Consider the following 24,870-nt stretch of genomic DNA (forward strand, 5'->3'; position numbering starts at 1 on the left):
AATGACATGGACGATTTTATTTTCTCTCTTGAGTTTCTATTGGGCAGCAGGAGGCATGATCGGTGTTCGTTCACTTGGAGGTTCCATTTATAAAATGTCATTGAATCCAGAGCCATCGTTTAAAGTAATCGTTTGGATGACTGGATTGATCAAATTGTTCGGTGCAGTTTTGCTCGCAATGCTGCTTATTAATTGGGACAATTCTTTGATTAAAAAGTCACTGTATCTGATTATAAAAATTTGTGGAATATTACTTTTCTTGTATGGTTTGGTAAATTTTATTACCATAGCTCTAAGTGCAATGGACTTTTATTATTTTGATTTAGATAGGTATGCCACCTTTTGGAGATTAGTATTTTGGGAGCCTTTCTGGATGATTGGGGGTATATTATATTTTTTTTCTATAAAAAAAGAAAGAAAAAAAGAGAAGGTGAATCTTTTGGAATTAGAGAATTTTGAGGAATATGATAATCCTGTTTTGTATGATAAAGAAAATGAACCGTACAAAGATGACATTCCGTTTTTATTAAAATGGGCTTCTAAAATAGAAGGATCAATTATTGATTTAGCATGTGGGACAGGCAGAGCAACGATTCCACTAGCAAGTAAAGGATATCAGCTAATTGGTGTGGATGTACATAAGGGAATGCTAAATGAAGCGAAACAGAAGTCTAGTAAACTGAATTTACCAATTAAGTGGGTTGAACAAGATTGTACTAAACTAAATTTAAATATAAAAACCCAATTGATTTATTCAGTCGGTAATTCTTTTCAACACTTTCTTACAAATGAGGCGCAGGATGGACTATTAAGCTCTGTGAATAAACATCTTGAACTTGGCGGGATATTTATTTTTGATACGAGGTTTCCATCTAAAGAGGAGTTATTACAGCCAAGTACAGAAGAATACTGGAAATCGTATATTGATACCGAGACTCAAAAGAAAATAGATGTTTATACAATCAGTCATTATGATGCACTTAATCAGGTTCAACACTACACGACTATAAGAAAAATATTAAATACTGAAGAGCAAATGGTAGATGAAATAAGAACGAACATCAGTTTAAGATATGTTTATCCAAAAGAGATGGAACGATTAATGTTTGAAAACGGCTTTGAGATTCTAAATGTATATAAAGATTGGAATGAAGGGCCGATCACAAATGAAAGTTATGCAATGATTTATGTTTGTAAAAAAATAAAAGAATAAGAAAAACAAAAAGTCAACATACTATTGTTGGCTTTTTTACTGTAATTTGCTAGTAAACTATATCAGAAATAGAAGAGTAAACTCAGTTGCTGAAATTTCCAGATCATTAAATAAAAAAAGGAATTTAATATAGAGGCATGGAATTATTATGAGGGAGAATTTTAGGTTTAAAAGTTCTCTAATAATTAATGAATAGATGAAGGGGAGATAAAAGAGATGGATATGATTCATGTGTTAGATCAAGGTTATGTTCGACTTGTTGATCATATGGGATCAGATTTAACGGTTGTAAATTCTGCGAGAGTTTCCTATGCGAAAGAATCAAATGAATTAAATGAAAAAGATATTAAATTGATTAAATTTCTTGCTAGGGAAGGTCATACAAGTCCATTCAGACACGCTACACTGCAATATGAAGTGTATGCTCCTTTAATGGTTGCAAGACAATGGTAAAAATTATATTACGTTGTTTGACGATATCATCATAATTGTTTTACAATAAGGCAAAAGGGTGGTATTGATGATTGTCAAATATGAGGGAAAAGCGAAAATAAAATTGAAATGTGATGATTGTGGAAATGAAAGAGTTGTTCAAAGAAATACTGCTATTTTAAATAAGAAAGAACATCCCTGCAAGAAATGTTCCAACAAAAGAAATGGAATTGCAAAAAGAGGAATACCTTCTTGGAATAGCGGTAAAAGAAAACCAGAACATGAAATTCAAAAAGGCTCAAAATACATTAATCATCACGGATATGTTGAAATTTATGTTGGAGAAAGTGAAGCTAAAAAGTACGGAAGAAATAAAGGTAAATATGTAATAGAGCATAGAAAAGTTATGCAAGATTACTTGGGTAGAGAAATTCAAAAAGGTGAAATTATACATCACATTGACGGTGACAAAACTAATAACGATATAACTAACCTTTATCTTTGCAAAAATTTATCTTCACATAGAGACATTCACAATCAGTTAGAACAATTCGCTTTCCAATTATTTAAATTAGGTGTAATTAAATTTGACAATGGACGTTATATAATTGCCCCTCAATACAGAGATGTATTGAGTGCATTGGGTGAAAACGGTGAAAGCCTAAGTCATAACAAACAGTGATATGGTAATACCGTGCCGAGCCGATTAATCGGAAGGTGTAACGACTATTCCGTAAGGAAGTAGAATTCAAGTGAATTCGAAGCACCCAATACCTCAAATGAGGTAAAGAGATAGTCTGTCCTCATAGGAAACTATGAGAGGGGTAACGGAAACGGTTACTCCGTAACATAAGAGGGAAATACGTTGTAGGTTCAGACCATACAATGGACGCTTGGAATGAATCTAGTAGACGTTACATTACGGAAGATTGTGAGTTTTATATACCTGACCAAGATGAATGGAGAAGTAAACCAGAAAATTCGAAGCAGGGCAGTGGTCATTCAGTTTCAATGGAACAGGGTGATAAATATACAAAAGAGCTTATGCAATATGTTGATGAAGGGATACGAAAATATGAATCAGCTCTTAAGGATGGAATATGTGCAGAGCAAGCAAGGCTCTTCCTGCCAGCCTATGGAATGTATGTACGTTGGTATTGGACGGCATCTTTACAATCAGTTTGTCATTTTTTAAATCAAAGACTGGAGCATGATGCTCAGAAAGAAATTCAAGAGTATGCAAAGGCAATATTGCAGCTAAGTGAACCTTTGTTTCCTAATGCAATAAGTGAGTTGCTGAAAAGGGAAAAATAATAAAACAAGATTAAGTATTATTTCCTTTTAAGTTATGATGATTCAATTTTAAAATGGATGATATTTGGTGATTTCTCTGAGCAGTTATATAATAACTATTGAGAATCATGAAATGGAGGAAATATAATGATAAATAAACTTGGGCAAATTATGCTTTATGTGAATAATCAAGATGAATCGTTAGAATTTTGGACAGAAAAAGTAGGGTTTATTATCGTTTCCGAAGAGGACAATGGTCAAGGAATGAGATGGATTGAAATTGCTCCAACAAAAAAAGCGGAAACAAGCATCGTGCTCCACAATAAGGAACTGATCGCTAAAATGCAGCCGGAATTAAATCTTAATACACCTTCATTAATGTTCTATTCAGATGATCTTGATAAATTATATCAAGACTTATCAGGTAAAAATATAACAGTTGGAGAAATTGTCAATATGCCTGCTGGTAGAGTATTTAACTTTGCTGATAATGAAAACAATTACTTTGCAGTGATGGAGAAAAAGTGAATCATATAAAAAGAAAACGACTAGGAATTTTTAGTCGTTTTTTTATTTAGGCTCTTTTCTGAAACATTGTTACTTTGTGCAACAATGTAAAAATCGGCAGTAGGATTTTTACGGTTATTTTACTACTTTCATAAGGAGTATGGGATGATGAAAAGAGCACGAAGCCTATTTATTTAAGGATTAAAGCTATTTACGAAAAGCAACAATCTATGCGAAAACAGCCTACATTTATCACTGAAAAAGCTCTCATTAATAATATTTGAATTATTTGAATAATTATAAAATATTGAGTAATTTATTTAAAATATGGTAAAATTATATAATTAAGGGGAAAATCTCAAGATAATAATCACTTTAAAAATCAACTTGATAGAATGCATCAAAGGAGGAAATACATGACGATTAAACAGTTATCAAATTCGAATCATAAGGAGGTGTTAAAGCTATTTGGAGATCAAGTCGAAAACTATTATTTTCTGATCAATGATTTAGTCAATCAAAATTATCAAAATGTGTATGGTGAGTATGAAAATGAACACTTAGTGTCGATTCTTCTTAACCAGTTTAACAACGTAACATACTATTCTCCATTTGATCGTGACGTAACAACATACAGCGAAATACTACAAATACTGCCATATCAAAAATTAACAGGGCCCAGCAAGTTAATAACTAAATTTGAACCTTTGATTCGGGCAAAAGAAGATACACTATCCTATATGGGGGTAGTAAAAAATATAACTGCCAAACGAAGATTCCCTAACCTAGACATAAAAATTGTCCAAACAGATGAAGAAATTGGACAGCAGTTTGATTTATTTAGATTAACGGCTGAATTTGTTAGCACTTTACCTGAAAGTAAGAGTGATTACATTAGAATGGAAAAGGAAAGATTGAAAACTACCAGTGATCGTACCGTTTATTTAAGTGTTAAAAATAAGATGGTCGCTACAGCAGCTACTATCAAAGAGGGAGTAAACAGTGCAATTATTATCGGTGTATGTACCGACCCTAGCTGTCGAGGTATGGGTTATGGTACCGATGTATTAATAGGTATGTTTGAACAGCTATTAAAGGAAGGAAAGTATCCATACTTATTTTACAATAATCCCGCTGCTAGGCGGGTGTATAGAAACTTAGGGATGACAGAGGTTTGTGAATGGAGAGTAATAAAGATTTGAGAAAAATGATTGAAAATTAAGTATATAATAGGGGAGGTTAATATGAATACGATTTCAAAAGAAAAAATATTGACTCAGGAAGTGACTATTCACGCATCTCTATCATTAGTTTGGTACGCATGGACGATTTCCGAAAGAATTTCAGAATGGTTTGCACCTGAAGCAGTGGTTGAACCTGTTGAGGGAGGCACCTATGAACTGTACTTTTTACCAGGAAATCGGGAAGAAATGAATACAAAGGGATGTAAAGTAACTAAGCTTGTTCAAGAAAAAGAACTGTATTTCACATGGAAGGGACCTGATCAATTTAAGGAAATCATGAATCAAGGAGAATTGACTGCTGTTAAAGTTATTTTTGAATCTATCGATGAAAATTCAACACGTGTCCTCATTAAACATGAAGGTTTTAAAGATCAGGCAGATTGGATTGAGGCATATAATTGGCATCAATTGGCTTGGTCGCAAGTACTCAGCAGCTTAAAATCAGCACTTGAAAAGGGCGAAGGGAATTTGTGTTGTCAACCTAATTAATATATTTTAGGAGGGATTCATAAGTGTGGTGGGTAATTATTATTATTATAGCTTATTTGCCAATTATATATCGCATACACAGGCGTCTGGATCATTTAGAAAACGAGGTTAGAAGATTGAAAGGGGAACAGGATAATTTTTAATTGATTTGTCATTGCCGATCTTCCTTATGAATAGGAGATCGGCGAATTTTATTTAATATAGTCAAAAATATTTTTTCCGATAAGGAATAGTGTAACTAAAATAAATAGAACTCTTACATAGGATACACCTTTTTTGATGGCAAAATTAGAGCCGATTATTGCTCCGAGAATCATAGCGATCCCCATAGGTATTCCGTAGGAGAAATTGACAATACCTAAATATAAAAACATAAATAGAGCTGCAAGATTACTAGCAAAATTAAGAACTTTTGCGTTTCCTGCTGATTGCACAAAATCAAATCCGATCATAAGAAAAGAAAATAGTAAAAATGCCCCTGTTCCTGCACCGAAAAATCCATCATAAAAACCGATCAAAAAAATAACTAATGCAAAAAGAACGGCTTTTGTTTTCGTCATTCCTCTATATTTTGAATCTTTTCCCCATTCCTTCTTAAGAATAGTATAAATGGCAACAGTAATTAGCAATGTTAATACTAGTGGCTTTAGTATTTCAGATGACACATGTTTTACGATATAAGCACCGAAAAGAGCACCGATTAACGTTATAGGGAATAGCTTCGAAACTAAGCGAAAATTAACTTTTCCTGATCGAATAAAGGAAATCGTACTAGTCAACGATCCCATGGAACTGGCTAATTTATTTGTAGCAATCGCTGTCGATGGAGGAAGTCCGACAAATAAAAGCGCTGGTATTGAAATTAGACCGCCGCCTCCAACGACTGCATCGATAAATGAGGCAAGAAAACCAGTTGCTATTAAGAAAAGTAGGGTATACAAATGAATATCATGCAAAAGGATTCATCCTCCTATAATATTGTAGTCACTACTTAAATAGTAACTATGTTTTTTCCGTTTGTAAATAGTCTTATTCACGTTATAATAAAAAGTAATATAGAACTTGATTGTGGGGATGCCTGATGGAAGATCTTATACAAAAAATCCAATCTTTAGGTTTTAACAAATATGAGGCAATGTCTTATGTTTCCTTAGTGCGAATTGGTACATCAAATGCTTATCAAGTAAGCAAAGATTCAGGAGTTCCTAGGGCCAGAATCTATGAAGTATTAAATGATTTAGAGGAAAAAGGAATCGTTTTAAAGGAAGAAGTAAATGAATCTATTCTTTATTCTCCATTACCTGTAGACGTTTTTTTAGAATTGATTGAATCGAAATGGAAAGACACATTTAAATCGGTAAAAAAAGAACTGATATGTTTTGAAAAAAAAGGTCCGGAAGCGGATACCCGTATCACGACATTGAAAGGAGAAGAAAACATTCTTTCCTTTTGTCGGATCCTTTTGCGTCGCGCGGAAAAGAGAGTAGTCGTATCTTTATGGGAATCGATGTATCACCACTTATTAGAGGATCTAGAGAAGAAGCTAGCAGATTGTTCTCTTAAAGGAATGGTCTTTCAAATAGCGACCCCATTACCAGGCCTAGAGGTTCATCGAACTACAGATTATGTAAATAATATTAGGGAACAAAAATGGTTTATCCTGTCAATTGATGGGAAGGAAATGGTATATGGTCACTCAACAGAACAAAAAGATACAGCTTTTTACACAGATGATCCAGTACATATTTACTTATTGGAAAATTATATTTGGCATGATGTCTTAGTAAATAGGATAGTTAAAGAAAACGCGGAAGACTTTGACTCGTGGATTGCACCTGAGAGAGAGAAATTTTTTAAATTGGAATAGGACCCTCATATAAAAAATATGAGGGTTTTTATCATATTTATTTGGCTTTGTTCGATTTTATTTTTAATATAATTGTCTGTAGGGATATAGAACATAACTAGCTGAACTCATACCCAGCAGGGATTTATCATATTGATTAGGCAAGGTCATTATAGAACCAAACTAACAATAATCGCAGATAAAACACTAACGAGAGTCGCGCCATACAAAAGTTTTAAGCCAAATCTGGCAACGACGTTTCCTTGCTTTTCATTTAACCCTTTAACAGCCCCGGCGATGATGCCAATGGAAGAAAAGTTTGCAAAAGAAACTAAAAAGACCGATAGTATTCCAATTGTACGAGAACTAAAACCGCTAGCTATTTTAGTTAGATCAATCATGGCAACAAATTCATTCGTTACTAATTTGGTAGCCATGATGCCTCCTGCACGTACTGCTTCAGACATTGGAATTCCCATAATAAAAGCAATGGGAGCAAAAATATAACCGAGAATTTGTTGGAAAGATATGCCGAATAAGTAAGAAAAGGTATGATTAATGGCCGCCATTAATGATACAAAACCAATCAGCATCGCACCAACAATAATTGCTACTTTGAACCCATCAAGAATATATTCTCCTAACATTTCAAAGAAAGATTGTTTTTCCTCTTTAATTTCTAAAATATCTTCATTAGATTCAACCTCATATGGGTTAATAATGGAGGCAATAATGAAACCGCCAAAAAGATTCAGCACAAGTGCGGTTACAACGTATTTCGGTTCAATCATTGTCATATATGCTCCAACAATGGACATAGAAACCGTAGACATTGCAGATGCACAGAGTGTATATAAACGATGTGTAGGTAGCTGGCCAAGTTGTTTTTTAACAGTAATAAAGACTTCGGACTGTCCAACCATCATAGAAGCAACAGCATTATATGATTCTAATTTCCCCATTCCATTGACTTTACTTAATAGGAAGCCAATTCCTTTCATAATGGCAGGAAGAATTTTTAAATATTGAAAAATACCAATTAATACAGAGATAAAAACAATAGGAAGTAATACATTAAGGAAAAATGGACTCTCACCTTTGTTGGCAATACCACCAAAGACAAAAGAAACTCCTTCTTGAGCAAAACTAAGCAATTGACTGAAAATATTTGAAATAAATTGGATAAATAATAATCCAAATTTCGTATTTAAAAGGAGAACTGAAAGAAGTATTTGAATAACAAGCATAATGAAAACTGGTTTAAGTTTAACCTTTTTCTTTGCATTGCTTGCAAGTAATGCTAATCCTAAAACTACCAATAAACCGATTGCTGAAATGATATATTTCATACGTTTCCTCCATCTAAGCTGAAAATTATTCTAGGTTGTTTGATAAAGCATAATAAAAAATTTACTCTAGTGGCTATGTTTGTGCTTTCAAAATGAAAATTACAATAAATATAGTATATTTTTTTAAGCATGCTGACAATGTTGATTTTTTCCTTTTTCAATAGTATAAGGCAGGAGCATTGAATGGAATTGCTTTCATTTATGCATTATTATTATAGATATCATGTCCTTTGTGGAATCTTTTATCATGAAAAAGTTTTGCTATGCAATTTTCAATAGATCTTGAAGATTAACATAAGTAAGTTTTAATTAAATTAAAGCAATCTATGAGAAAGCATTAAAATAATTGATTTTGTTTAGGAGGAAATATGTTACAAAAATTTGGTTTTTCACAATACGAAAGTAAAGTTTTTGAAGTCCTTGCCTCTAGCGAGGAGCCAATGGATGCGACAAATATTGTTAAATATTCCGGTGTCCCGAAAGCAAAAATATATGAGGTGATCTCAAGGCTGATCGAAAAAGGAATGGTATTGGATTCAATCTCTGAAAAGAAAAAGCTTTATACGGCATTGCCGATTCAACTTGTTATCGATAAGCTTACAGCTGAATTTCAGGACAATGTAAAAGAATTAAAAAATAATAAAAACAAGAGAACTTTTTACGATGAACATGTTTGGAGTTTAAAAATGGACTCATCGATCAAGGTTCAAAGTAAGCAGCTTGTTCAAGAGGCAAAAAAATCGATCCGGATTTCAGCATGGAAAGACGATTTAATCGAATATTTGCCAATATTACATGAAAAAGAAGGGGAAGGGGTAGAAGTAGAAGTTCTTGTCGTAGGTGATTTAAAAACGAATTTATCCCAAATACATACTTTAATTCCTGCAAAAGAGCACCAAACGCTTGAAAGATTTCGCTTAATTATTGCTGATGATAAAGAAGTTATCTTTGCCGGTATGGAAAATCATTCATGGCAGGCATTAAAAACGATGTCTAAACCATTTATAAAAGTTTTCACGGAATTCTTCTATCATGATGTTGCATTAGCGAAAATTAACGAAAAACATTTCGATTTACTGATGAATGATGAAGAGATAAGAAGTATTTTAATGAAGCTAAGATACTAGTATTTCAGAATAAAAAAAGGCTGATTCGAAAATAACATTAAAGTTATTTTCGAATCAGCCTCTATTATTACATATATTAAAAAGTCTTCGTTAATAGTTATTGTTGATAATATCCATTGTAGGGAATGCGTGAAGTGATTTCTTTACGTAGTGAAAACTAGCTGATCTCATACCTACAGAATAAATTAGAAACAGCAATCTTTTTTAACAAAGCTATCCAAAAAAATTCATCTATTGTCTCTCGTTATTTGCAACGAATGTCTTTGGTTTATTTCTTCCTTTTACCATGGAAATAACTGCAGTTCCTAATGCCATGATAATAAATACACCGCCAACTGTAGCATTCTCCATAACAGAGGCGTGCTCTATTACTAGACCTCCGATGAAAGAGCCAAAAGCTATTCCAAAGTGAAGGGCTGAATTGTTTAAGCTTTGCTGAACATCAGATGTTTCAGGAGATGCCTTGATAAGGTAGCTTTGCATCGCTGGTGTAATCGCCCAGCTTAGCATACTCCATATGACCATTACGATTAGGAATAATGGAAATGCGAATGTAGTATAAGGAATCATAAAGATAGATAGTCCAAAGACAACAATCACACCTAAAATGGCAAATCTAGTATCAAATCTATCTGCTAGCCAGCCTCCAAAACCTCCGCCAACCACTGCAGCAATACCAAAGATTAAATATACCATACTAACCCATGTTCCGTTCAACCCTAACGTCATTTTTAAAAATGGTGTAAGGTATCCATACAAAGTTAAGTGTCCCGCTAAAAATAAAAAAGAAGTTAATTGTGCAAATAAAACTTTTCGATTTTTTAATGTACGTATTTGCTTTCCAATTGAAATAGATGGTTTCGGTTCGATTCTGCCCATATAGAAATATACTCCAGCTATAGAAAGCAAGGATAATAGTGAAATCAAGATAAAAGGAGCTCGCCATCCAAAGGAATTTCCTAAAATCAATCCGATAGGAACTCCTAATACAAGGGAGGCACTAACTCCCATAAAAACGATTCCGATTGCACGAGCACGATATTTTTCTTTAACAATATTAGACGCAATCGTAACACATAAAACAATAAGCAATGAACCGCTAGCAGCAGAGATAATGCGCGCTATTAATAACATCATATAGGATGAGCTAAGTACTGCAGTAACATTCCCTATGAAGAATATAAATAAAGTAAAAATAGTTAAACGCTTCCGTTCAATTTTTGATGTTAAAGTTAACAAAACTGGTGCTGAAATAGCATACACAAGTGAAAAAATTGTTATAAGAAATCCCGTTTTTCCAAGACTAATTCCTAAATCTTTGGAAATTAGGTCTAAAATTCCACCAATTATTAACTCAGCCATTCCGACAACAAACGAAACAATTGTTAATAAATATACACGTTTATCCATGGTATAGCTCCTTTCTTTGAAGGTTACCTCTATAATAGTAACTTATTAAACAGAACTAAACAAGTTAAATTTTCTACTAAAAATTTGCATTGATTTTACCTTACAAAGATGCTAATATATCGATAATTTAACCTTTAATTACTAGTTTTTAAGGAGGGAATTATCGATGACATCCGTTAAATTAATTGATATTTACAATCATCCGATTTCACAAAAATTTATTAGACGCTCCGGAATGGCACATGCTATTTCAGTCGCTTATCATTCATTCCAGCTCGCAAAGGAATACGATGTAAATCCTGATTGGGCAGCTAAGGCAGGTTTTTTACATGATATTGGGCATTATGAATGGTATAGCAATGGACAATGGGATTATCAACACTATCGTGATTATGATATTCATCCTATAAAAGGTGCGGAAAGAGCACATAAATTATTAGTGCGTCTAGGAGAGGACAAACAAGCAGCAAAAGAGATTGCTCATGCCATTTTATTTCATACTGAATCTGCACTTCCAAAAGGAAATTATGAGTTAACTCCATTACAAAAAATAATCAATTTAGCCGATGAAAAGGACAAGCAGCCCGGAAATTCACATCATTATCGACAGATTGATGTATTAAAAGAAAAAACAATGATACAGAAGCTGGATCAAAAAATTGAGGATTATTTTTTAACGCTTAAGTAAAGTAAATCAGTTCAATCTTAGTCCATTAAGTTGAGTGTTTTTCAATAGCCGGAATGCCTAAGCGATCTATTTTGAGGATCCATCAGGAAACATTTTAGAATTCATTACAAGACATGATTATATAATGCAAGTAATTTCCTGTTAACATCTAAAGATTTACTTAACACCAGTGAAATAGGTGTTGTTGTTGATGAAGTCATGCCTTTCGTTAAGAAATTAAATGAAATAGTTGTTCAAAATTGGAGGGAAGAAAATGAAGTTTTTACTCCTGTTGGGGAATGCTTGATAAGATAATAAATAGGGGATTTATAGTAAGATGAAAGGTGTAAAAAAGAGTGATTAATAAATAAACCACTCCTTATTAATTATGAAGTTAAATTTATTTTGCTCGAAAATTCAGAAACCTCCTCAAATAATATTGCTAATTTTCCTTATATCTAAAAATAATCGCTAATACTAATGCAACAAAGACTGGGATACAGAAAGTTATACCTGTTACTAATAAATGAGTCGATAAAGGTGCTGACCATTCAGGGTGTTTAATAAAATTCTGATAATCAATATAACTTTTTAATAACATAATGAATAATAATAAAACTGAAAAAGTAAAGAATGAATTTGATACAATTTTGGACTTACTTGCCACTATCTACACCGCCTTTAAACTAATTATATTTATTATTTATCTTCTGTTGGAAGATTAAAATTTTTCTGAACTACATCTTTGTTCAAGATCATGTTTTATTTGATAAAGGGGAGTACATGTAATTAAAGATAAGTGTAGTAGTAATTATGATGGTTATTTTTGAAAGTGGTAATTGGAACTGCTTTTTGCCTTTTTAATATTAATTTTTATACCCTAAGACCAGTCCGATGATGTCATTTTCATTTATTATTTTCTGATCACTGCGAAGCCAATCATCACCAGTGGTAAAAAACTCGGTTTCTTGTAATTTTGTACTCTTTTTATCTTGATCGAAAAATTCAATCATACCTTTTTTATCATGATTTATATTATTTTTCTCCATAGCTTTAAAATATTCTTCTTTTGTACTTCCTAAACGATGCATAGAACCATAAAATGTATCTAGTTTTTTATCGTTTACAAAAATTTGCCCTTTTTGAATATGGATTGTTTCGGTTGGTAATGCGACAATTCTTGTTATTCTTTTTTCTCCATCTTTATCCTTAAATAAAACTATGTTCCCTCTTGATATTCCTTTTTTATCAATAGTTGGATCAATTGCAAAAACTTTATCACTATATTCGTGGTTTCCTCTATCCATAGAATCCGACATACTATGGAACGTTATCATTTTATTGCTTATTTTATCAATTGTAATCATTTCAGGTTTTGTTTTTTCATCTTTAATACCCTCAGTCGAAGAATTTAATGAACAACCACTTATTATTGAAATAATAACTCCTAATATAATAATTTTTTTCATTAGTATTCCTCCTTTACATATATTTTACAGTAAAAAAATAAAAATCATTATTAAATTTTTGTCTTTTTTAGAGTTTCTGGTATTTAATTGATGTATATATTTGCAACATGTTTATTGTTGTCCTTTTTTTATATAAAGTCTTTTGTTACAGGGGCAAAAATGAATGAGCAACATTTTCAAGGAATATTATATCTATCACTATAATGTTAATAAGGGTTCCGTGGACATGCCTTAGTTAAGTAGACGTATAAAAACTAGGAGGACGGTCCAATGGACAAAATCATTTACTCCGTACTAATCTTTCTCCTAGGGCATTTGCAACTGCTTAACTCTCCTATTCGTTCGAGAGCTGGTATCCAGTAACCCTCCATTTTAAAATTGATGTTGGGCACTAGATTGTGGACTAGAAAAATTGAAAACGAAGTGTTAACTAAATTTAAAAAGCTTCACGAAAATTTCATTTGAATAGTAATGAAGAAGCCAGTTCAAAATAACATTAATAATTTGATTTAATATAAGAATTTAGGTGACGCAATTGGTTGATAATGTGAAAAAGTGGACAGGGTTAAAAAAGAAATCAGAAAAAAGACTAAAAAAAGATGATATTACCATTGTGGATACAAATGCGGCAAAAAAAGCAGTGGTAGCTACTGCCCTTGGAAATGCGATGGAATGGTTTGATTTTGGAATTTACTCTTATTTGGCTGTAACGATAGGAAAGGTGTTTTTTTCGGGCGCAACCGGGCCTCTCCAATTAGTGTATTCGTTCGCTACTTTTGCTGTAGCGTTTATCGTTCGTCCTCTTGGCGGGATGTTTTTTGGTATGTTAGGTGATAAGTTAGGACGAAAAAAGATATTAACCATCACTTTAGTGTTAATGTCTCTTTCTACTTTAAGTATGGGTTTGATACCGGGCTATGCAACGATTGGAACGCTTGCTCCTATACTTTTGCTTTTAGCAAGATTGATCCAAGGATTTTCCACAGGCGGTGAATATTCAGGTGCCATGACATTCATCGCGGAATCTTCACCCGATAAAAAAAGAGGTTTTTTTTCAAGCGGGTTAGAAGTGGGAACATTAATAGGATATATTGCTGGATCTGGCATAGTGACGATTCTAAATTATTTGCTTGGACCAGATAAAATGCTGGATTGGGGATGGCGTATTCCGTTCTTTATTGCTGCTCCGATGGGTCTAATTGGTCTTTATTTGAGAAATAATTTAGAGGAGACACCTGTCTTTGAAGCAATGAATGAAGAGAAACACAAAGACAATGAAAGAGGGGTAATAAAAAAAGTTTTTGTTTTTCATTGGCCACAGTTGCTTAAAGGGGTAGTTTTAGTTTTATTTTTTAATGTTGTGGATTACATGTTGTTATCATATATGCCATCATATTTAAATGTTGTCCTAGGTTATGGAGAAGCGAAGGGTCTTTTGTTCATTCTAATTATTATGTTTATCATGATTCCAATTGTTTTACTCATGGGTTATTTCAGTGATCGAATTGGGAATAAACGCCTTATTTTAGGTGGTTTGATTGGACTAATTCTTCTGTCCATCCCATCTTTCAGGATGATTGGAAGTGGGAATAATATGATGGTTTTTTTTGGCCTAATGATATTAGCTATTCTTTTAGCTACCTTCGAAGGGACAATGCCATCCATGCTGCCTTCCTTATTCTTTACAGAAGTAAGATATGTTGCGCTGGCCATTACTTTTAATATTTCGGTTTCCATATTTGGTGGAACAACTCCATTGATGATGGCGTGGCTAATAAAAATAACAGCAAACCCAATGGTACCAGCTTATTATATTATGGCTGCTTGCATTATTGGTATTTTGACAATGTTTTTTGTAAAGGAAACCACCGGAAAAGCGTTGCGGGGCTCAGCACCAGCAGTAGAGGAAAAACAAGAAATTGCAGATATTCTAGAGGATCCGGGGGAGGCCCTGTGGTGGAAAGAGGAAAAAATAAATATTGATGAAAAAATCGCCGAATCGGAAAATGAAAAATAGCTTTTCTTTTACAATAAAAATTTATGAGCTAAAATATGCAACTTTTTTTGCACTTCTTGCATATTTTAGCTTTTTTTCATTCATAAAACATACTGCCATAAACAACATTTTTTAATTGCAAAATACATTTTTGGGAGATTTTAAAACATATTCATCTTTTTAATTTGTAATTAATCCTTTTTTTGTGTGTAATCTTATTTAAATAAAAAGGAATTTCTCAGTTCAGTAAAGAAATAAATTTTAAATGCTTTTCATGTAAGGATAGAGCATCCACATAATACTCGAATTGAAGGAATACAAATGAAGCACGCTATCCAGATGATGAACGAATGGTTGCAGCATCGAAATGTGTTGGAGAAACTGTTAGAACAAATAAACGATGAACAAATTAATTTTAAGCCTTGGGATGGTGCAGTGATAAAATGTTCCTTTATTTCCCCGTATTGATAGCTGTTTCGCTTATTATTAAACTTAGTTTTAAACGGCCTAACCATTTCTCTGAATCACTTATATTGCTATTGATACTATTAATATCTTCACAATACTCTAATCCTTCTACAGATCGATAATCTACTTTTAGATTCCCAATTCTATGAATAATCATTGCCCATTCGGCATCAGTCATTTTTCCTTTGGAATATTTATTTAAGTATTTAGCACATACTCTTGAGAAAGCAGATGATCCGGCTGTTATGTCGGCTTTTTTTCCAATTTCTAAAGAAAAAATCTTGTTTGTAATTTTCTCCGTTTCTATCCATTCAATGGGGTGAGTATTCAACGCTCTTTCGGTACGACCTAGAATTAAATAATGATACTTAGGGATGTCGGAAACAACCTTTTTTAATTCATTCAAATGATTTTTACCCCAAGTAAGAATTCGGTCAAAATCACAGTAATGAAAATATTGGCTTTCACCTGATAGACCAAATTTTAATACTTCACGTCGTGCATGGGCAGCACCTTGTTTTGGTATTATTTTTATCCTAAAGTTACTTTTTTCAATTTCTTTTATGAGTGTAATAGAAGATTCATCACTTATTGTTATAAAAATTTCCGAATAAATTTCCTCAAAATTTTTATGTAAGTCCATAAATAGGTCTATATTCCGTCCATTAGGATCATGAGTAACGGTTAGAAGGGCTGTCTTAGCCATAGGATACACCTCATTTTTACTAAAATTACTATATTATTTCTTCACGTTTTCCAAAAACTCCTTTTGAATTTAACTTTTTAAAAAAGAGTATGGATAGAAGTAAAAACAATTTTATATTGATATCGAATAAAATCAGTATTACAATAAAACTGTAATTGGTGTATATGGTGTATATGTGTAACATAAACAGTTATAAAAAAAGAGGTTCTTTTATGAAAATAATACTTAAAAATGTGTCCGATCAGCCTTTATATCAACAAATTAAAGATCAAATTAAAACCGCAATTCTTCAACAAGAATTAATAGAAGGTGAGCAGCTTCCCTCTATACGTTCTTTAGCAAATGATCTGCATGTAAGTGTATTAACTACTAAAAGAGTATATGAAGAATTGGAAAAAGAAGGATTTATTATAACAAAGGTCGGAAAAGGTTCTTATGTTGCTCCAGAAAACCTAGACATGCTGCTGGAATCCAAAAGACAAATGGTTGAAACACAATTAATAGAAGCTTGGAAAACAGCGAAGATGGTCGGTATTTCGAAAGACGAATTTTATTTAATGATGGATTTACTTATTGAAGAGGATGATTAGAAATGGAAACGTTATTAGAAGTAAAAAATCTGAATAAAACGTTTAAAAATTTTAAATTAGATAATGTAAGTTTTACTCTTGAAGAAGGCTGTATCACTGGTTTTATTGGTGTAAATGGAGCAGGGAAAACGACTACAATTAAAGCGATACTTAGCTTAATATTAAAGGATTCTGGTTATATCAATTTTTTAGGTGAAAATATCGATAAAAAAGAGGGGGCCTTTAAAGATCGAATTGGTGTGGTAATGGATGAAGGCTATTTCTACGAAGAATTAACCTTAAAAGAAATGAAAAGTGTTATTGCCCCTGCCTATACAAAATGGGATGAACCCGTCTTTAAATACTATATAGACAAGTTCAAGTTAAATCTTAATCAAAAGATTTCTACGTTATCTAAAGGAATGAGAATGAAATTTGCGATTGCTTTAGCTCTTTCCCACCATGCTGATTTATTGATTATGGATGAACCGACAAGTGGTTTAGATCCTTTAGTCCGTAGTGAACTAATGGAAATCCTTTTAGAATTTATGAAGGAAGAAGGGAAAAGTGTATTTTTTTCCACACATATTACATCTGATTTAGAAAAAGTTTCAGATGTACTTATTTTAATAGATGAAGGAAGAATTTTATTAAATGAAGATAAGGATGAACTATTAGATAGACACGCTTGGATTAAAGGGGACAAAGCCTTAATTAACGAATATACGAAGAATTTATTTAAAAGCTTGCATTTATCTCCATATGGTTTTGAAGGACTTACAGATAAATTATCAATAGTTAAAGAACAAATGTATCAGATCATCATTGAAAAACCGACAATTGAGCAAATCATGTTAGCTTATATAGGAGGTCATTAAAAATGTTATTTAGTCTTGTAAAAAAAGATCTGTTACTAGCGAAAAAATACTTAATGTTTATGACTATATTTTCATTTGTTTCTCCTCTATTAATTGCTTCAAGATCAAGTTTTAGTGATACTGGTTTTGTTAGTTTACTTATTACCGTTTTATTAACAGAATATATATTGTATATTTCCATTTCAAGTTTAGAAGATAAATCCAAAGGAGCTGCTCTTCTTTGTACAACACCATATAAACGTAATGGTGTGATAAAAGCTAAATATCTTTTAATTCTTATTATTTTTATGTGCTGTTTCATTCTATATACTATATTAACCTACTTAGGGATATCACCAAATATTCAACAAATGAGTATTACAAAAATAGGTACTATTATGCTTGTATTATCTATTTTTTTTGGAATATTAATACCTGTCCAAGTCAAATTTGGATATGAAAAAACGAAATATATTGGTTTTATAATTGTATTTTTAACGCCCTTTGTCCTGCCGAATTTGATTAAATGGTATACATCATCTAATCTTTCGATTAATTTTACTATTTCATTATCGCAAAATATTTATGGTTGGATTCCTTTTGTTCTATCGTTAATTATTGGGTATATTTCGATGCAAGTATCTATAAGGATCTACTCAAAAAAAGATCTGTAAAGATATAATAAGCATTCTTTTATCAAGTCTAAAAAGCCTCTCCACATTGTGAAGAGGCTTTAAGTATAACTATTTAAAATTGGTCCACCGGATGGAGTCAATCCCACTATGTGGATGGACTTGAGATTGAATTTTAAAATATTCATATTCTAAATCGGATAAAGTCAACTCAAAAAGATGTTTGCCATCTTTTTTATATTGATCATGCTCAATCAATTTACTAATTAATTCGTTTCGTCTATTTTCTACAGCTTCTTTAAGAAATTTTCCCATTGAAAATCCTCTCCTTCTGATTATTTTGGTTACAATTAAATATTTTTAAAAGATAAGAAGAGGATTCAGTAAATAATTTATAACCTCAACTTATCTTTCAAGCATAAAGCTTGCAGGAATTAGCACAGGATTCCAAAAGAATCTGCTGCTGAGGTTTCATCGGGCCAGTCCCTCCACCTCTCTTGATAAGTTTTAAAATATTTGCTTGTTACTCGTTTAACAAAAGAGACATTTCTTAATATTAGCTTAAATCCTATTATGCCGATTTGTCAACTAAGATTTATTTTTTTGTAATTAAACAATAAATTCTTACACTTGAAGGTTTAGTGGAGCTAAAGAAGGAATTTTTAAAGTAATCAAGAATATAAAGGTACAAGGTAAAAGCGGGGGCTTGAAACAACATCAATGATTTATTTACAACCGATTGCGAGGATAATTACCTATCTTCGAATGCCGATTCCGACAAATTGTAGTTTTTAGAACAAGGAAATTTTTATTGTAGGAGAGATAACCAATGAATTTAGGAACTCCAATTGCAAAAGGAAATACAGCAAAAATCTATCTTTACGAAAACAGGATTATCAAAGTATTTAACGACCATTTACCGGATACTGAATCTTCATATGAAGCATTTAAGCAAAAATATGCCTATTCGTGTGGACTTTCTGTACCAAAAATATTGGATGTTACAAAAATAAATGGAAAACAAGCTATCATAATGGAATATATTAAGGGGAGAACAATAGGTGATATCCTATCCGAAAATATGGAACAAGCAGAATATTACATGAGTATTTCCGTTGATATACAACAAAAAATTCATATGATTGCAGGTGATTCTCTTGAACCCATGTCTGAAAAATTACGTCGTCAAATAGAATCTGGCAGTTTGGATCAAAGACATAAGACTGCTTTAATTCAAAAATTGGATATGATGAAATTTGAGAAAAGGCTTTGTCATGGAGATTATCATTTTTTTAACTTGATTATGTCAGATAATAAAGTAACGATAATAGATTGGGTTGATTCTAGTTCAGGTGATATTCGTGCCGATGTATATCGCACATATCTTTTGTATTCACAGATTTCAGAAGAATTAGCTGAAATGTATTTAAGAATTTATTGTGAGAAAAGCGGTTTATCAAAAGATGAAGTATTTGAATGGGCTCCAATTATTGCTGGTGCAAGACTATCGGAAAATGTATTATCAGAGAAATCTGAACGCCTTATAGAGATAGTAAATCATTACTGTCCCATTTAAATATCGATTTAGTACTGATGGCAACGGTCAATTGATTGACACAAGTGGCAGTGATCCCATCTGTAAAAAATCTGATCTCAATAATACTAATAATCGGTAAAATCTCGTGGAACCCTTAATTAATTGAGGATACTAAATTAATTTTATATTAGATAAGACCGGGAAGACTACTTAATATGCTTTTCCCGGTCTATTATTTATTGATAAGTTAAGTTCATCTCTAATTCTATCAAAATCTTATTAATTCTTATTCGGAATGGCAAATGATACCGTTGTTCCTTTATTGGGCTCACTAACGATAGATAAGCCTTGACCGTACAATTGTATCAATCGTCGATTAGTATTTGAAAGTCCAATTCCTCTTTTTCCATTTACTGTTGAACTCAATAATTGGATTACTTTTTCTTGTTCCATGCCCTTCCCATTATCTTTTACTTCTACTAGTGTGAAGCTTTCATTACGAGTTATCCGTATATTGACAGTACCACCTTTGCTCTGGCTTAGGATGCCATGTTTAACGGCGTTTTCAATTAACGGCTGGATGGTAAGAGGAGGGAGATGTAAGTTGATGTTGGGCTCAACATCCCATACGATAGACAATCTATCTCCAAACCGTACTTTTTCAATATACGAATAGGCTTCTGCAAGCTCCAGTTCATGTGTAAGTGAGACAAGTTCACCTGTGTTTAGTGAATCAAAGCTGAATTGTAAAAATGAAGCAAAGGCGTGAACTAGATTTTGCATCTTTTCTATGTCGATTTCACTAAGTGCCATAATTGAATTAAGCGTGTTGAATAAGAAATGCGGCTGAATTTGTGCCTGCAAATAGGCTGCTTCCATACGTAATCGTTCATTGATGGATTGTTTCAGAGTTATTAACGCTTTAATTCGGTATTTTAGTTCAAGAGAGTCTACAGGCTTAGTGATATAATCGTTGGCTCCCGCCAAGAATCCAGTATAAATGTCAGCTGGCTGACTCCTTGCTGTAAGTAGCAAAACGGGAAGTTCTGATAATGAGTAATGTTCCCGTACTTTTTGTGTTAATTCGTATCCGGACATATTTGGCATCATAACATCAGCAATAAGTAGATCCCACTGCTGTGTGCCAAGCAAATCCAACACTTCTTTGGAAGAAGTAGCTGTCGTGATGGAATATGGCTCAGTAGAAAGAATCCCAACGAGCACTTTTAAGTTTACTGGGTCATCATCAACCGCAAGAATATTAACTTTCCCTCCATTTAAGAGTGGTGGAACAAGTGCAGAGGCAGCTAACTCACCCATTGCTTTTTTGGATGGATATATAAATCTAGAAGACCAGTCCACATTTCCATCCTCTATCTTTTGTGATGATATTGTTTTTAACGATAAAGCGGAATTCGATTCGTTTGCTAATGGCAGATCAAAACTAAATACTGAGCCCTTACCCACTTCGGAGGAAACGGTCAGTACACCGCCATGTAATTCTACTAACTGCCTACATATACTTAATCCAAGTCCAATTCCTCTCCCATCGCTTATCCCATAAGATCCCTGTTCGTATGGGAGAAATATTCTCTTTTGGGAGTTCTCATCCATGCCTACCCCGGTATCGGAGACATGAATGTAGGCACGGTTATCCCGAATTTTGGTGGAAATGGAGATTATGCCTTCTTCCGTGAATTTAAGGGCATTATGTAATAAGTTATATAATATTTGCACAAGTCTTTTCTCATCGGCCATTACTGGTGGTAATGATTTCGCAATATTCACTTGTAGTTTGATAGGTCTATCTTCAATCATAAAATTAAGCATTGCGATTACACCAGGAACAATCGATTGAATCTTTAAAGGTTCTTGTTGTAGAACAATACGGTGTTCATGGAGTCGTGTGACATCAAGAAGATCACTAAGCATTTGGGACATACGGTTACTGATAGTTATAAGTAGTTCCATGTCCTCAACGCTTTTTTCATCCATTTTCTTCTTTTCCTTAGTTACAACGGTTTCAGCGATATTCATAATCCCGTGCAAGGGTGTTCTTAGTTCGTGTGATGTATTAGCAAGAAATTGGTCCTTCAGCTTATCGGCTCTTTTTAATTGCTGATTTAGTTCATTGTTTTCCTTAGATTGTCGGAAGAATTTCTTAAACCAATATGTAGAAAAACCTATTAGGGCCGCAATAATATCGATTGGATAATATACGCTTGTTATTTTATGATAAGAATCCCATACATTCCAAAAAATGTTACAAATAATACCAGCTGCAGCAAGAAGCACAAAGACGGCATCAATATCCGATTGCGTCTGAAAAATCATTGTCCATATTATAGAAATTAACCAAAAAACAGGAAATAAATAAAAGAAAATAAATATTCCTAATTCAACAGAACCATTCACTAATGGAGCGTTTGCAACTAAAAGAAATACAGAATAAAAAATAAGTGCAACAGTATATACTCTCAACCACTTTTCCTTTGGAGGCTTATGAGAGAACCTTTTGAAGACAAGAAGAACGAAAAAGGTTTGCCATACTAGAGATGAAAGTCTGACCTTTAGTGCCCATGAATAATTAAGAGGAAGCCAAAGCATTAGTATATTATCATGGCCAGCGACAATAGATATTCCTACTAAAAATAACAATAAACTAGCAATTAACAAAGTCCGTTCCTGTAGATTAAATACATAGAGAATACACGCATATACAGCGTGAATGATTAAAATAATAAAAATAACCAATTGAAAACCGATAGAATACCAACGTTCGAAATCAATCGCGTCCTGCGACCCAAATCTAATGGAACGCATGATACCACCATTATAAGGATCTTCAAAGTTTGCAACTCGAATAAGCACTTCAATCTCATTCGCACCATTCCCAGAGTAGGAAGCTGTGTAAGAAATAGTCTTTGGAGTGTAATTTTTAGCGTTATCGGCAAGTTTTCCGATACCTACCTCACTTACACCATTTATTTCAACTACAGATGAGGCTTGTATCCCTCGAACCCAAAGTGCGATTGGCTGTTTCAACGGATCGACAAGGATACGCAAGCGATAGGTTCCGTATCCGTATGAGTTTTCTCTTTCTTTTGGTTGCACACTACTCCAGTCTCCTGGCACCTGAATATTACGAAATTGGCTTTCATATATACGAACATCGCTATGAGAAATGAATTTATCAGGGTAAAATTGCCACTCGCCATTTAGGGAGAATGTTTTGGTATTATCTAAATCCCAGTTGCGCAAGTCAAGTACACCATTGATAGCATGAGGCTGCTCAGACGTAGAAAATTTCTCATACCAAATATATCGCATTGAGAGGAGAACGCTAAGAAATAATAGTATGATTGTAATATATTTTACAGCCGTTTTATTCTTTATATGAAATAAATTACAAAGAGAATCGATAATAGTAGAGCTTACTTGTTTTATAATTTCTATCCCTCTCTTCAGATTACTATGAAAAATTATGTTATTATTTATAGATTAACATAAATCCTTAATTTTATATCAGATTCATCTAATGTAAAAGATAGTGTGGTGTCATACAGCAAATAAAAGTATTCAAAAAGTTGACATTGTAACCTACACTATTAAAAGAATAAACTATTTTTTTACCTATATATCAAACTAAGCAAGAAATTGAGTGACAAAGGAAGTGCTCTAATTGTTTAAGAATCAAGATTATTCAAATCCGAAAATCGACCTTGTTCAAAAAAGTTTGCATGCTGACTGTAAAAACTGCTTTGGGTTGTGTTGTGTCGCCCTCCCTTTCGCAGCTTCTGCAGATTTTGCAATCGATAAAGTTGCCGGAAAGCCATGTCAAAATCTCCAATCAGATTTCCGTTGCAGCATCCATAAGGATCTCAGACAGAAGGGGTTTAAAGGATGTACTGTTTTTGAATGTTTTGGTGCAGGTCAGAAGGTTTCTAAAGTCACTTTTGATGGAGTTGATTGGCGCAAAGACCCAGAAGTGGCGAAGAAAATGTTTAATGTGTTTCCCATTATGCACCAGCTTCATGAAATGCTCTGGTATCTAACCGAAGCACTGAGATTGAAAGCTACACGTTCAATACATATTGAGATAAGTTCTATGCTTGACAAAACAGAACAACTTACTCAACTTAGTCCCGAATCACTTATAGAACTTGACGTTCCAGCACACCGAGCAGGTGTAAATACTTTGCTTTTAAAAACTAGCGAACTTGTGCGAACACAATTTCTTACAAAGCTTAAGATCTCCAAAAAGAAAGTTGACCGTCGTGGCGCAAATCTTATGGGAGCTAAGCTTAAAGGGGCAGATCTTAGAGGAGCTAATTTAAGAGGTGCATACCTTATTGCTACTGACCTCCGTGGTGCCGACTTGAGAGAGGCTGACCTTATTGGGGCTGATTTCCGAGACGCGGATATTAGTGGTGCAGATCTAACTGGATGTATTTTTCTCACGCAAGTTCAGATTAATTCAGCGAAGGGAGACGAACACACAAAATTACCTAACTTGCTTTCCCGTCCTGCACACTGGTCTTCAAAAACAAATAAAATAGTTTAATAAAATCCTTTTTTCATTTGTTTTATAAATTTCATGGAGGTACTTTTATATTATACCCATGTAAGGTATAATTAATCTTTAAAGAGGATGTAAAGAAGAAGGTGATATTATGGCAAATCATTCTGAAGATACAAAAATGACAGAAAGATCAACAAAAGAAAAGGATCAATTAATTAACCGATTAAAAAGAATTGAAGGTCAAGTTCGCGGAATACAAAAAATGATTGAAAATGATCGCTATTGTGTAGATATCCTTGTCCAAGTTTCAGCGATTAATGCAGCCTTAAAAAAAGTAAGTTTAAATTTATTAGAAAATCATACTCATCACTGTGTAACAGACGCAATTAAGAATGGAGATGGAGATGAAGCAATTCAGGAATTGATGGAGGTTTTTGAACGCTTCTCTAAGTCTTAATGTTACAAAGCCAGATATATAATGCTGGCATTTATTTTTGATGTGAATTATACCTGGTTGGGTATATCTGTTTCAGAGTC

The 24,870-nt window shown here is 33.1% G+C and carries 25 protein-coding genes, 2 pseudogenes and 1 riboswitch; of the genes and pseudogenes, 19 read left to right on the top strand and 8 right to left on the bottom strand.

Features of this window, described 5'->3' with window-relative positions:
• Position 1: 1 nt before the first annotated feature.
• The 8 genes and pseudogenes from ACQKP0_RS13460 to ACQKP0_RS13495 form a co-directional block, all read left to right on the top strand.
• Positions 2-379 (top strand): annotated as a pseudogene (locus ACQKP0_RS13460) (DUF3995 domain-containing protein); the annotation flags it as partial.
• Between the two features lie 60 nt (positions 380-439).
• A complete protein-coding gene (locus ACQKP0_RS13465; RefSeq protein ID WP_427406532.1) occupies positions 440-1,213 on the top strand; it encodes a class I SAM-dependent DNA methyltransferase in 774 nt (257 codons plus the stop codon).
• A 216-nt stretch (positions 1,214-1,429) separates the two neighbouring features.
• Positions 1,430-1,660 (top strand): annotated as a pseudogene (locus ACQKP0_RS13470) (FAD-dependent thymidylate synthase); the annotation flags it as partial.
• A 73-nt stretch (positions 1,661-1,733) separates the two neighbouring features.
• Positions 1,734-2,327 carry an HNH endonuclease gene (locus tag ACQKP0_RS13475; protein WP_427406370.1) on the top strand — a complete coding sequence of 198 codons (594 nt, stop codon included), beginning with the start codon at positions 1,734-1,736 and terminating at the stop codon, positions 2,325-2,327.
• A gap of 203 nt (positions 2,328-2,530) precedes the next feature.
• Positions 2,531-2,959: an FAD-dependent thymidylate synthase gene (locus ACQKP0_RS13480; protein ID WP_427406371.1), complete on the top strand. Its 429-nt coding sequence runs from the start codon at positions 2,531-2,533 to the stop codon at positions 2,957-2,959.
• A gap of 126 nt (positions 2,960-3,085) precedes the next feature.
• On the top strand, positions 3,086-3,466 hold the full coding sequence (locus ACQKP0_RS13485) for a VOC family protein (protein ID WP_427406372.1): 381 nt from the start codon (positions 3,086-3,088) through the stop codon (positions 3,464-3,466).
• Between the two features lie 395 nt (positions 3,467-3,861).
• The gene (locus ACQKP0_RS13490; protein WP_427406373.1) at positions 3,862-4,647 is read left to right on the top strand and encodes a GNAT family N-acetyltransferase; all 786 of its coding nucleotides are present in this window, start codon (positions 3,862-3,864) and stop codon (positions 4,645-4,647) included.
• Between the two features lie 42 nt (positions 4,648-4,689).
• Positions 4,690-5,178, top strand: a complete 489-nt coding sequence (locus tag ACQKP0_RS13495) for an SRPBCC family protein (RefSeq protein ID WP_427406374.1) — start codon at positions 4,690-4,692, stop codon at positions 5,176-5,178.
• A 191-nt stretch (positions 5,179-5,369) separates the two neighbouring features.
• On the opposite strand, the gene ACQKP0_RS13500 is transcribed toward ACQKP0_RS13495, so the two are convergent.
• Complete coding sequence (locus ACQKP0_RS13500; RefSeq protein WP_427406375.1) at positions 5,370-6,134, bottom strand: TSUP family transporter; 765 nt, start codon at positions 6,132-6,134, stop codon at positions 5,370-5,372.
• A 125-nt stretch (positions 6,135-6,259) separates the two neighbouring features.
• On the opposite strand from ACQKP0_RS13500, the gene ACQKP0_RS13505 reads away from it, so the two are divergent.
• Positions 6,260-7,045 (top strand): TrmB family transcriptional regulator, encoded by a 786-nt coding sequence (locus ACQKP0_RS13505; protein ID WP_427406376.1) that lies wholly within the window; start codon positions 6,260-6,262, stop codon positions 7,043-7,045.
• A 149-nt stretch (positions 7,046-7,194) separates the two neighbouring features.
• On the opposite strand, the gene ACQKP0_RS13510 is transcribed toward ACQKP0_RS13505, so the two are convergent.
• On the bottom strand, positions 7,195-8,373 hold the full coding sequence (locus ACQKP0_RS13510) for a NupC/NupG family nucleoside CNT transporter (RefSeq protein WP_427406377.1): 1,179 nt from the start codon (positions 8,371-8,373) through the stop codon (positions 7,195-7,197).
• A 368-nt stretch (positions 8,374-8,741) separates the two neighbouring features.
• Between ACQKP0_RS13510 and ACQKP0_RS13515 the strand changes: the two genes are divergently transcribed.
• Positions 8,742-9,500 (top strand): TrmB family transcriptional regulator, encoded by a 759-nt coding sequence (locus ACQKP0_RS13515; protein WP_427406378.1) that lies wholly within the window; start codon positions 8,742-8,744, stop codon positions 9,498-9,500.
• A 231-nt stretch (positions 9,501-9,731) separates the two neighbouring features.
• Here ACQKP0_RS13515 and ACQKP0_RS13520 read toward each other — a convergent pair whose 3' ends face one another.
• Positions 9,732-10,910, bottom strand: a complete 1,179-nt coding sequence (locus tag ACQKP0_RS13520; RefSeq protein ID WP_427406379.1) for an MFS transporter — start codon at positions 10,908-10,910, stop codon at positions 9,732-9,734.
• Between the two features lie 166 nt (positions 10,911-11,076).
• Here ACQKP0_RS13520 and ACQKP0_RS13525 point away from each other — a divergent pair, with 166 nt between their 5' ends.
• Complete coding sequence (locus tag ACQKP0_RS13525; RefSeq protein WP_427406380.1) at positions 11,077-11,598, top strand: HD domain-containing protein; 522 nt, start codon at positions 11,077-11,079, stop codon at positions 11,596-11,598.
• A gap of 421 nt (positions 11,599-12,019) precedes the next feature.
• Here ACQKP0_RS13525 and ACQKP0_RS13530 read toward each other — a convergent pair whose 3' ends face one another.
• Both ACQKP0_RS13530 and ACQKP0_RS13535 read right to left on the bottom strand, forming a co-directional pair.
• Positions 12,020-12,244 carry a hypothetical protein gene (locus ACQKP0_RS13530; protein ID WP_427406381.1) on the bottom strand — a complete coding sequence of 75 codons (225 nt, stop codon included), beginning with the start codon at positions 12,242-12,244 and terminating at the stop codon, positions 12,020-12,022.
• Positions 12,245-12,443: 199 nt separating this feature from the next.
• On the bottom strand, positions 12,444-13,046 hold the full coding sequence (locus ACQKP0_RS13535) for a S26 family signal peptidase (protein WP_427406382.1): 603 nt from the start codon (positions 13,044-13,046) through the stop codon (positions 12,444-12,446).
• Positions 13,047-13,581: 535 nt separating this feature from the next.
• Here ACQKP0_RS13535 and proP point away from each other — a divergent pair.
• Both proP and ACQKP0_RS13545 read left to right on the top strand, forming a co-directional pair.
• Positions 13,582-15,063 carry a glycine betaine/L-proline transporter ProP gene (proP, locus tag ACQKP0_RS13540; protein WP_427406383.1) on the top strand — a complete coding sequence of 494 codons (1,482 nt, stop codon included), beginning with the start codon at positions 13,582-13,584 and terminating at the stop codon, positions 15,061-15,063.
• Between the two features lie 300 nt (positions 15,064-15,363).
• Positions 15,364-15,510 carry a hypothetical protein gene (locus ACQKP0_RS13545; RefSeq protein ID WP_427406384.1) on the top strand — a complete coding sequence of 49 codons (147 nt, stop codon included), beginning with the start codon at positions 15,364-15,366 and terminating at the stop codon, positions 15,508-15,510.
• Here the strand turns inward: ACQKP0_RS13545 and ACQKP0_RS13550 are convergent.
• Positions 15,494-16,216 carry a hypothetical protein gene (locus tag ACQKP0_RS13550; RefSeq protein WP_427406385.1) on the bottom strand — a complete coding sequence of 241 codons (723 nt, stop codon included), beginning with the start codon at positions 16,214-16,216 and terminating at the stop codon, positions 15,494-15,496. The genes ACQKP0_RS13545 and ACQKP0_RS13550 overlap by 17 nt on opposite strands.
• A 212-nt stretch (positions 16,217-16,428) precedes the next feature.
• Between ACQKP0_RS13550 and ACQKP0_RS13555 the strand changes: the two genes are divergently transcribed.
• Genes ACQKP0_RS13555 through ACQKP0_RS13565 form a run of 3 tightly spaced genes read left to right on the top strand, consistent with a single transcriptional unit; the run spans position 16,429 to position 18,316 of the window.
• A complete protein-coding gene (locus ACQKP0_RS13555) occupies positions 16,429-16,806 on the top strand; it encodes a GntR family transcriptional regulator (protein WP_427406386.1) in 378 nt (125 codons plus the stop codon).
• Positions 16,807-16,808: 2 nt separating this feature from the next.
• A complete protein-coding gene (locus ACQKP0_RS13560; protein WP_427406387.1) occupies positions 16,809-17,663 on the top strand; it encodes an ABC transporter ATP-binding protein in 855 nt (284 codons plus the stop codon).
• 2 nt (positions 17,664-17,665) lie between these two features.
• On the top strand, positions 17,666-18,316 hold the full coding sequence (locus ACQKP0_RS13565; RefSeq protein ID WP_427406388.1) for an ABC-2 transporter permease: 651 nt from the start codon (positions 17,666-17,668) through the stop codon (positions 18,314-18,316).
• Positions 18,317-18,385: 69 nt separating this feature from the next.
• On the opposite strand, the gene ACQKP0_RS13570 is transcribed toward ACQKP0_RS13565, so the two are convergent.
• Positions 18,386-18,589 (bottom strand): Fur-regulated basic protein FbpA, encoded by a 204-nt coding sequence (locus ACQKP0_RS13570; protein ID WP_427406389.1) that lies wholly within the window; start codon positions 18,587-18,589, stop codon positions 18,386-18,388.
• 87 nt (positions 18,590-18,676) lie between these two features.
• A riboswitch (SAM riboswitch) is annotated at positions 18,677-18,781 on the bottom strand.
• A gap of 322 nt (positions 18,782-19,103) precedes the next feature.
• Between ACQKP0_RS13570 and ACQKP0_RS13575 the strand changes: the two genes are divergently transcribed.
• Complete coding sequence (locus ACQKP0_RS13575; RefSeq protein ID WP_427406390.1) at positions 19,104-19,850, top strand: aminoglycoside phosphotransferase family protein; 747 nt, start codon at positions 19,104-19,106, stop codon at positions 19,848-19,850.
• 240 nt (positions 19,851-20,090) lie between these two features.
• Here the strand turns inward: ACQKP0_RS13575 and ACQKP0_RS13580 are convergent, their stop codons facing one another.
• On the bottom strand, positions 20,091-23,141 hold the full coding sequence (locus tag ACQKP0_RS13580; RefSeq protein ID WP_427406391.1) for an ATP-binding protein: 3,051 nt from the start codon (positions 23,139-23,141) through the stop codon (positions 20,091-20,093).
• Positions 23,142-23,493: 352 nt separating this feature from the next.
• Between ACQKP0_RS13580 and ACQKP0_RS13585 the strand changes: the two genes are divergently transcribed.
• Together ACQKP0_RS13585 and ACQKP0_RS13590 are read left to right on the top strand one after the other, a co-directional pair.
• Positions 23,494-24,375 carry a pentapeptide repeat-containing protein gene (locus tag ACQKP0_RS13585; protein WP_427406392.1) on the top strand — a complete coding sequence of 294 codons (882 nt, stop codon included), beginning with the start codon at positions 23,494-23,496 and terminating at the stop codon, positions 24,373-24,375.
• 109 nt (positions 24,376-24,484) lie between these two features.
• Complete coding sequence (locus ACQKP0_RS13590; protein ID WP_427406393.1) at positions 24,485-24,790, top strand: metal-sensing transcriptional repressor; 306 nt, start codon at positions 24,485-24,487, stop codon at positions 24,788-24,790.
• Positions 24,791-24,870: the final 80 nt, after the last annotated feature.

Origin of the sequence: Heyndrickxia sp. NPDC080065 (assembly GCF_050281185.1) — a bacterium.
Lineage (GTDB): Bacteria > Bacillota > Bacilli > Bacillales > Bacillaceae_C > Heyndrickxia.

Excerpts from the sequence above, each read along its gene's own strand:
- ACQKP0_RS13535 (WP_427406382.1), bottom strand. The coding sequence starts at position 13,046 with ATGAAAAAAATTATTATATTAGGAGTTATTATTTCAATAATAAGTGGT.
- ACQKP0_RS13515 (WP_427406378.1), top strand. The coding sequence starts at position 8,742 with ATGTTACAAAAATTTGGTTTTTCACAATACGAAAGTAAAGTTTTTGAA.
- ACQKP0_RS13480 (WP_427406371.1), top strand. The coding sequence starts at position 2,531 with ATGGACGCTTGGAATGAATCTAGTAGACGTTACATTACGGAAGATTGT.
- ACQKP0_RS13570 (WP_427406389.1), bottom strand. The coding sequence starts at position 18,589 with ATGGGAAAATTTCTTAAAGAAGCTGTAGAAAATAGACGAAACGAATTA.
- ACQKP0_RS13555 (WP_427406386.1), top strand. The coding sequence starts at position 16,429 with ATGAAAATAATACTTAAAAATGTGTCCGATCAGCCTTTATATCAACAA.
- ACQKP0_RS13520 (WP_427406379.1), bottom strand. The coding sequence starts at position 10,910 with ATGGATAAACGTGTATATTTATTAACAATTGTTTCGTTTGTTGTCGGA.
- ACQKP0_RS13575 (WP_427406390.1), top strand. The coding sequence starts at position 19,104 with ATGAATTTAGGAACTCCAATTGCAAAAGGAAATACAGCAAAAATCTAT.
- ACQKP0_RS13560 (WP_427406387.1), top strand. The coding sequence starts at position 16,809 with ATGGAAACGTTATTAGAAGTAAAAAATCTGAATAAAACGTTTAAAAAT.
- ACQKP0_RS13485 (WP_427406372.1), top strand. The coding sequence starts at position 3,086 with ATGATAAATAAACTTGGGCAAATTATGCTTTATGTGAATAATCAAGAT.
- ACQKP0_RS13510 (WP_427406377.1), bottom strand. The coding sequence starts at position 8,373 with ATGAAATATATCATTTCAGCAATCGGTTTATTGGTAGTTTTAGGATTA.
- ACQKP0_RS13475 (WP_427406370.1), top strand. The coding sequence starts at position 1,734 with ATGATTGTCAAATATGAGGGAAAAGCGAAAATAAAATTGAAATGTGAT.
- ACQKP0_RS13495 (WP_427406374.1), top strand. The coding sequence starts at position 4,690 with ATGAATACGATTTCAAAAGAAAAAATATTGACTCAGGAAGTGACTATT.
- ACQKP0_RS13525 (WP_427406380.1), top strand. The coding sequence starts at position 11,077 with ATGACATCCGTTAAATTAATTGATATTTACAATCATCCGATTTCACAA.
- ACQKP0_RS13545 (WP_427406384.1), top strand. The coding sequence starts at position 15,364 with ATGAAGCACGCTATCCAGATGATGAACGAATGGTTGCAGCATCGAAAT.
- ACQKP0_RS13580 (WP_427406391.1), bottom strand. The coding sequence starts at position 23,141 with ATGCGATATATTTGGTATGAGAAATTTTCTACGTCTGAGCAGCCTCAT.
- ACQKP0_RS13565 (WP_427406388.1), top strand. The coding sequence starts at position 17,666 with ATGTTATTTAGTCTTGTAAAAAAAGATCTGTTACTAGCGAAAAAATAC.
- ACQKP0_RS13490 (WP_427406373.1), top strand. The coding sequence starts at position 3,862 with ATGACGATTAAACAGTTATCAAATTCGAATCATAAGGAGGTGTTAAAG.
- ACQKP0_RS13550 (WP_427406385.1), bottom strand. The coding sequence starts at position 16,216 with ATGGCTAAGACAGCCCTTCTAACCGTTACTCATGATCCTAATGGACGG.
- ACQKP0_RS13505 (WP_427406376.1), top strand. The coding sequence starts at position 6,260 with ATGGAAGATCTTATACAAAAAATCCAATCTTTAGGTTTTAACAAATAT.
- ACQKP0_RS13590 (WP_427406393.1), top strand. The coding sequence starts at position 24,485 with ATGGCAAATCATTCTGAAGATACAAAAATGACAGAAAGATCAACAAAA.